We start from the raw sequence: 6,118 nt of genomic DNA, 5'->3' as shown, positions 1-6,118 counted from the left end.
CGATGGTACTGCACCCTAATCAGTGTGGGAGAGTAGGACACCGCCGAACACAATTTGCGAATACCCTGTATTCGACACCAGCAATGGTCTCGAATACAGGGTATTTTGCTATCTCCAGCCGTGTCGTTGAAGGCCCGTCTCCCTATGTGGGGGCTCAGTGCGTTCCGGGTCGATAGTGTCGTGCGGGGATCTTTGCTTAGATAGGGCATGGCATCACTGATCGGCGGCCCCACCCTGGTCGAGTCGTATCTGCAACACATCCACGACACGTGCGCTGCCGGCGGTGAAGGCGCGCTCGCGGACTACATACCGGAGCTGGCCCAGGTCGATCCCAAAAAATTCGGGCTGTCGTTGGCGTTGCACGACGGCTACGTGTATTCGATCGCTGATTCGGATGTCGGGTTCACCATCCAATCGGTGTCGAAGCCGCTCACGTACGCACTTGCCTTGACGCACAAGGGTTTTGATGAGCTCGACGGACGCATCGGGGTAGAGCCCTCGGGTGAGGCGTTCAACGAGATCAGCGTCGATTCACAGCGCCGGCCACGCAACCCGATGATCAATGCGGGTGCGATCCTGTCGTCTTCTCTGCTCCTCGAGATCCAACCCGATGTCGACGTGGCGTTTGCAGAGTTGCTCGATTTCTATTCATCCTGCGCCGGCCGTCGGCTGTCACTCGACGCCGATGTCTACAACTCCGAGATGCGAAGCGGCGCCCGAAATCGTGCGATTGCGTACATGATGCAGAGCTTTGGTGCTCTGCAAGCGTCTCCGGAGGATTCGATCGACCTCTATTTCCGTCAATGCTCTCTTATCGTGACGACGACCGACCTTGCGGTCATCGCCGGCACGTTGGCGAATGGGGGAGTGAATCCCCGAACGGGCAGGCGGGTCTTGACACAGGCCATCGTGGAACGGGTGCTCAGCGTGATGACGACGTGCGGCATGTACGACGGCGCCGGGGATTGGGTGACCAGGGTGGGTCTTCCGGCCAAGAGCGGTGTGGGCGGCGGGATCATGGCCGTGCTGCCCGGACAGCTCGGTATCGGTGTGTACTCGCCGCTCCTCGACGTGCACGGAAACAGCGTCCGTGGCGTCAACGCCTGTAAGCGACTCTCGTCCGATCTCGGTCTGCACATGTTCAACGTTGCCCGGCAGAGCAGATCCGCGGTTCGCTCATTCCGATCCGCGGAGGAGTTCGAGGTAGCGACCGAACGCAACGAGTTCGAACGGCACTTCCTCAAAGGCAACCGTGACCGCATCAGGATCTACGAACTCCAGGGTGACCTCACGTTCTCGGGTACCGAGAGCGTGCTGCGACGTGTTCGATCGGCGGCCAATGAGTTCGATGTGGTCATCCTCGACATGAGTCGAGTCGATCAGGTCGACGAGGTTTCGAGAACGATGTTCCTCGGTGCCAGCAAGAACCTCGCGAATGTCAAACGCATTGCGGTGGTGGTGGATCCGGACGGCATCGTGCTGCGAGCACATACCCACGAGGCCGAACCAGGTCCGCAACTCGACTACGTCGTCAAGACGATGGCCGATGCACTTGCCCAAGCAGAAGACTTCTTGCTGAAGACGGCGATCGAGAAGCAGTAGCCACGGTGGGGGCGTCGTTCAGCTCGCAGCGGCGTCGTTGGCGGAGAGCAGGGTCAGTGCAGCCAGGGTCTGGGCGTCGCAGATCGCTCCGGAGCGGACCGCCGCCCATACCTCCGTCACAGGCCACCACCGGGCGTCCATGTCCTGCTCTTCGTGTTCACGCTGCGCGGTACCGGCATGCAGATTCTCGGCAAGGAACACCGCCTGTCTCTGACTGCTGAAACCGGGCGCCACATCCACTGTCCCGATCCGGGTGAGTGAGTCGGCGCGGAGGCCCGTTTCCTCTGCGAGCTCCCGGACCGCGAGTGCCCGGGCCGGAACCACCTGACGGTCCGGTGCCGTGCCCGCCGGGAACTCCCATCGCCGCGCGTCCACTGCGTACCGGAACTGCTCGACCAGATACAGGCGACCTTCTTCGCGGGGAATGACGATGACACCCTCGGGCTTGTCGACAACGCTGTAGATGCCGGTGCTGCCGTCGGAGCGAACGATTTCGTCCTCGCGGAGAGACAACCACGGGTTGGCATAAATTTCGGCTGAAGACACTCGCTTGATCGACACCACATCAGAATATGGCCGGCGCACGGCACGGGGGCGACGCGCGTTGCGGCCGCGGGCCTAAGGTGGTCCTCGTGCGTCTTGTTATTGCCGAATGCCAGGTCGACTATGTCGGACGGCTCACCGCCCATCTGCCCAAAGCTCGCCGACTGCTGTTGATCAAGTCCGACGGCTCAGTGAGCGTGCACGCCGACGATCGTGCCTATAAACCACTGAACTGGATGAGCCCACCGTGCTGGCTGGTGGAGACCACGCCTGAAACGCCTGATGGGCCACAGCTGTGGGTTGTGACAAACAAGGCGGGCGAGGAACTCCAGATCACGATCACAGCGATCGAACACGATTCGAGCCACGAGCTCGGCGTCGACCCGGGACTGGTCAAAGACGGTGTCGAGGCACACTTGCAGGAGTTGCTCGCCGAACACGTGGAGACGCTCGGCACCGGCTATTCGCTGGTGCGGCGTGAGTACATGACCGCCATCGGTCCCGTTGACCTGCTGTGCCGCGACGCTGACGGTTCGTCGGTTGCGGTGGAGATCAAACGACGCGGTGAGATCGATGGCGTGGAGCAGCTGACCCGCTATCTGGAGCTGATGAACCGTGATCCGCTGCTGGCCCCGGTCCAAGGGATTTTCGCGGCCCAGCAGATCAAGCCGCAGGCCAAGACCCTCGCCAACGATCGCGGCATCCGCTGCGTCACGCTCGACTACGACAAGCTTCGTGGGACCGAGAGCACCGAGTTCCGGCTGTTCTGAGATACCGGCGAGTGTGATGGAACGGATCGAGCCAGGCCCCGGCGGCGGCGACTACTACGTCCGGCCGATCACCGGTCAACGCGCAACCAAGATCTACCGATGCCCGGGCTGCAACCAGACCGTGATGGTAGGCGTTCCGCATGTGGTCGCCTGGCCGGTGGACGACTACGGGATGGATGGGTACGCAGGCGGCGGTTCCTATCTGGATGATCGCCGCCATTGGCACACCGGATGCTGGCGTCGCGCCGCGCGGGGTGCGCGCGGCACACGACGTTAGCGCGCGTGGGCTACCGGTAAGAAGTACTCACCCGATCGGGGGTGTCTGTGCTGTCTGTGACGTCCTGCGGCTCGAGATCGGCGGATTCGTCGAGCTCCGAGTCGTCGGTGTGGACATCGTCGTGCTCGACAGCATCGTCGGCCGGGGCCGACGATGGCTCTTCGAGGCGTGCGTTGTCGGAGAGTTCCTTGTTGAGGAGGCCGGTGGTGTTCGGATCGAGCAGTTCGGGCTCGTTCTCGACTGCGGCGAGCAACTGTGGGACGTCGTCGAGTTGGCTACGGATCTCGGCGAGTTGAGACAACATCCGACTCCGCAGCGCACGGACCTGCTCGGTGACTTCTTGTGAGCGCGTGACTCTTTCGGTTGCCGCGGAGGCGGCGCGCTGACGCAGGCTCTCGGCTTCGGCGTGTGCGTTCTCGAGCCGTTCGCGTGCCTCGTTCTTGCTGTCGGTCTCGAGTTTGCTGGCTGCGGCGACGGCCTCGGATCGGCGGGCGGCGATCGTGATGTCGAAGTCTTGCTGAATCCGTTCCCGGTTGGCCTGCGCCCGGGCGTCGAGTTCTTCGGCCTGCGCTTTTGCCTCGGCGAGGATGCGCTGGGCCTCGTTGCGGGCTGCGATCATCGTGGCCTCGTGTTCGGCCTGCATCGCCTCACGGCGGCGGTCGAGCTCCGCGGTCTTTCGCGCGATCTCCTCGCGATGTTCCGTGACTTCCTGACGTGCGATCGAAAGTACTTCTGCCGCTTCTGCTTCCGACTGTGCCCGGATCTCCGAAGCCTCGTCAGAAGCCAGGCGGAGCATGCTGGAGACCCGCTCGCTCATCCCCTGGACAGTGGTGGGTGGCACGGATAGCCGATTGACCTCGCGGCGGAGTTCGTCGATGTCGTCGCGGGCGATCTCGAGATTCTCGGCGAGTTCACGGGCATTGGCCGTGGCGGCGTCGCGGTCGGCGGCGATGACCCGCATCTCCGCGTCGAAACGACGGAAGAACTCGGTGACCTGATCTCGGTCGTAACCACGCATGACCGTGGCAAACGGCAGGCCGCTGGCAGATGTGGCCTCGTTATTTGGCATGGGTGAGATTTTACGCTGTGTTGCCACCGGTACCGGGGGTGAACACGGTGTGGCGCACAGGAGTTACCAGGCTGCAACCCGTGTCACCGGCCCGGTCGGCGGCTTCGGGGTGAGGCCTCAGTGCGCTGCGGCAGCCGGTTCCACGAGTTCGAGGAGGACTCCACCGGCATCCTTGGGGTGGATGAAGTTGATCCGTGAGTTCGCCGTGCCACGGCGCGGCTCGGTGTACAACACCCGCAGACCGTTGGCGACCAGACGGCGCGTGACCTCTTCGATGTCGGTGACGCGGACAGCCATCTGCTGCAGTCCGGGGCCGTTGCGATCGATGAACTTGGCGATGGTCGACGTCTCATCGATCGGCGACAGCAGCTGGATGAGGGCGTGTGTCTTGTCGGCACCCGCGGGGCCGACCATTGCTTCGACCACACCTTGGGCGGCGTTCGTCTCCTGATGCAGCGTCACCAGGCCCAGGTTTTCGAGGTACCAGGCCTTGGCGGCCTCCAGATCGGGCACTGCGATCCCGACATGATCGATCGCCGTGACGAGCTCGCCGATGGTCGCCATGGCCATTGACTGGGGGTTCTGTTCAGATGTGGTCATGGCATAAAGGTAACCTCGGCTTTAGTTGAGCGACGATTCAGCCAGCTTTTCAGAGAGGTCAGAACAGATGACAACGTCGGTAATAGTGTCCGGAGCCCGTACCCCGATCGGCCGATTGATGGGTTCGCTCAAGGATTTCAGTGCGGTGGACCTCGGTGCGATCGCGATCCGCGGAGCCCTGGAGAAGGGAAACGTCCCTGCCTCTGAGGTCGAATACGTCATCATGGGACAGGTTCTCGGTGCCGGCGCCGGTCAGATGCCTGCCAAGCAGACCGCGGTCAAGGCCGGTATCGGCTGGGATGTCCCCGCTCTCACGATCAACAAGATGTGCCTGTCGGGCATCGATGCGATCGCGCTGGCCGATCAGCTGATCCGGGCGGGCGAGTTCGAGTGCGTTGTCGCCGGTGGTCAGGAATCGATGACCCAGGCGCCGCACATCCTGCAGGGCAGCCGCAGCGGCTTCAAATACGGCAACACCGAGCTGGTCGATCACATGGCCTACGACGGCCTGCACGATCCCTTCACCGATCAGCCGATGGGCGCGCTCACCGAGCAGCAGAACGACGTCGAGAAGTTCACCCGCGAGCAGCAGGACGAGTTCGCCGCGCAGTCGAACCAGCGTGCCGCCATCGCGTGGAAGAACGGTGTATACGACGACGAGGTCGTGCCGGTGCCGATCCCGCAGCGTAAGGGTGATCCGGTCCTGTTCGCAGAAGACGAAGGCATCCGTGCCGACACGACCGCCGAGTCGCTGTCGCGTCTGCGTCCGGCGTTCCGCAAGGACGGAACCATCACCGCAGGCAACTCTTCGCAGATCTCGGACGGCGCCGCTGCCGTCATCGTGATGAGCAAGGCGAAGGCGCAGGCTCTCGGGCTCGAATGGCTCGCCGAGATCGGCCCCCACGGTGTGGTCGCCGGACCCGACTCGACACTCCAGCATCAGCCGGCCAACGCCATCCGCAAGGCTGCCTCGAAGGCCGGGATCGATCCCGCCGGATTCGATCTGTACGAGATCAACGAAGCGTTCTCGGCGGTTGGCCTGGCCTCCGCCAAGGACCTCGGGGTCTCCGAAGACAAAGTGAACGTCAACGGTGGCGCCATCGCGATCGGTCACCCGATCGGTGCCTCCGGCGCACGCATCACGCTGCATCTCGCCCTGGAACTCGCCCGCCGCGGAGGTGGCACGGGTGTGGCCGCACTCTGTGGTGCCGGTGGACAGGGTGATGCGCTCATAATTTCTGTACCCAAGAAGTGAAA

The 6,118-nt window shown here is 63.1% G+C and carries 7 protein-coding genes; 4 read left to right on the top strand and 3 right to left on the bottom strand.

Going from position 1 to position 6,118, the window contains the following annotated elements; translation table 11 throughout:
* Positions 1-207 precede the first annotated feature (207 nt).
* Positions 208-1,602 carry a glutaminase A gene (glsA, locus tag AC1D75_RS19225; protein ID WP_495516884.1) on the top strand — a complete coding sequence of 465 codons (1,395 nt, stop codon included), beginning with the start codon at positions 208-210 and terminating at the stop codon, positions 1,600-1,602.
* Positions 1,603-1,620: 18 nt separating this feature from the next.
* On the opposite strand, the gene AC1D75_RS19220 is transcribed toward glsA, so the two are convergent.
* Positions 1,621-2,166 carry an NUDIX domain-containing protein gene (locus AC1D75_RS19220; protein ID WP_495516883.1) on the bottom strand — a complete coding sequence of 182 codons (546 nt, stop codon included), beginning with the start codon at positions 2,164-2,166 and terminating at the stop codon, positions 1,621-1,623.
* 68 nt (positions 2,167-2,234) lie between these two features.
* On the opposite strand from AC1D75_RS19220, the gene nucS reads away from it, so the two are divergent.
* Positions 2,235-2,915, top strand: coding sequence for an endonuclease NucS (gene nucS, locus AC1D75_RS19215; RefSeq protein ID WP_495516882.1), 681 nt, complete (start codon positions 2,235-2,237; stop codon positions 2,913-2,915).
* Positions 2,916-2,931: 16 nt separating this feature from the next.
* Positions 2,932-3,192 carry an Rv1322 family protein gene (locus AC1D75_RS19210; protein ID WP_495516881.1) on the top strand — a complete coding sequence of 87 codons (261 nt, stop codon included), beginning with the start codon at positions 2,932-2,934 and terminating at the stop codon, positions 3,190-3,192.
* A 10-nt stretch (positions 3,193-3,202) separates the two neighbouring features.
* On the opposite strand, the gene AC1D75_RS19205 is transcribed toward AC1D75_RS19210, so the two are convergent.
* Positions 3,203-4,261, bottom strand: coding sequence for a hypothetical protein (locus AC1D75_RS19205; protein ID WP_495516880.1), 1,059 nt, complete (start codon positions 4,259-4,261; stop codon positions 3,203-3,205).
* Between the two features lie 117 nt (positions 4,262-4,378).
* Positions 4,379-4,861: a methylmalonyl-CoA epimerase gene (gene mce / locus AC1D75_RS19200; RefSeq protein ID WP_495516879.1), complete on the bottom strand. Its 483-nt coding sequence runs from the start codon at positions 4,859-4,861 to the stop codon at positions 4,379-4,381.
* Between the two features lie 67 nt (positions 4,862-4,928).
* Here mce and AC1D75_RS19195 point away from each other — a divergent pair, with 67 nt between their 5' ends.
* Positions 4,929-6,116, top strand: a complete 1,188-nt coding sequence (locus AC1D75_RS19195; protein ID WP_495516878.1) for an acetyl-CoA C-acetyltransferase — start codon at positions 4,929-4,931, stop codon at positions 6,114-6,116.
* Positions 6,117-6,118: the final 2 nt, after the last annotated feature.

This window comes from Williamsia sp. Y712, from assembly GCF_059445525.1.
The sequence above is the reverse complement of the archived record's forward strand: the minus strand, read 5'-3'. Positions and strand labels throughout refer to the sequence as shown.